Annotated in this window: 1 protein-coding gene; it reads left to right on the top strand. The window is 47.3% G+C overall.

The window, feature by feature from the left end; translation table 11 throughout:
* The coding region (locus tag EV202_RS14980) for an IS4 family transposase (protein ID WP_131927622.1) at positions 1-964 on the top strand (964 nt) is incomplete at its 5' end.
* Positions 965-1,048: the final 84 nt, after the last annotated feature.

The raw sequence follows: 1,048 nt of genomic DNA, 5'->3' as shown, positions 1-1,048 counted from the left end.
CACTCTCTCGGACGCCAACGCCCGCCGCTCCGAGACGTTCTTTGAGATGGTCTATCGTGACCTTTACGAGCAAAACAAGACAACCCTTTCCTCGGACAGCCCAAGAAATGAGACGGTGAGTTGGATGAAGCGGCTTCGTGTCATCGATTCTACCACGATTACGCTCTTCTCCAGTCTCGTCTTCAAGGGTGTAGGGCGTCACCCCAAGTCGGGCAAGAAGAAAGGAGGTATCAAGGTCCATTCCGTCATTCATGCTAACGAGGGCGTACCTTGCGACGTTCGGTTTACCTCCGCTGCCACCAACGACTCCTTTATGCTTGCTCCTTCAGATTTCCGCAACGGAGAGATTGTGGCTTTGGACAGAGCCTACATCAATTATGGGAAGTTTGAAGAACTCACCATGCGAGGCGTGGTGTATGTCACCAAGATGAAGAAAAATCTTACCTACGAATTGCTTTCTGACCGCATGTATATGACCGGGCAAGGGCTCATGGAATACAGGGAACAAACGGTGGTGTTCAACAAGGGGGATGCCCGGCATAAGGCACGTATCGTTACATACGTGGATATCAAAAAGGGCAGGCAGCCCAAACTCGTAAGCTTGCTGACCAACGATTTTGACATGGCACTTCAAACCATCGTGGAAATATACCGCAAACGATGGCTCATAGAATCACTCTTCAAGCAAATCAAGCAGAACTTCCCTCTCAGATACTTTTATGGAGAAAGTGCCAACGCCATCAAGATACAGGTTTGGGTGACACTCATAGCCAACCTGCTTATGACACTCCTGCAAAAACGACTTACACGCCCTTGGAGCTTCTCGGGATTAGCCACGATGGTAAGAATCGTACTGATGTACTATATCAATATGGATACATTCTTCGAACGACCTGACGAAGACTTGAAATTACTCCTAAAACAAACAGCAGAAGAACCTCGGGAAGAAGAAAATTTGAAATAAGGGGGCTTGTCCGAAAAAAGAAATACTCCCAACACGTAATAGTTAACGAGTTGGGAGTAGATAATTATGGTTTAGCGGACAGTA

It is taken from the genome of Prevotella heparinolytica (assembly GCF_004342845.1).
Classification (GTDB): domain Bacteria; phylum Bacteroidota; class Bacteroidia; order Bacteroidales; family Bacteroidaceae; genus Bacteroides; species Bacteroides heparinolyticus.
The sequence above is the reverse complement of the archived record's forward strand: the minus strand, read 5'-3'. Positions and strand labels throughout refer to the sequence as shown.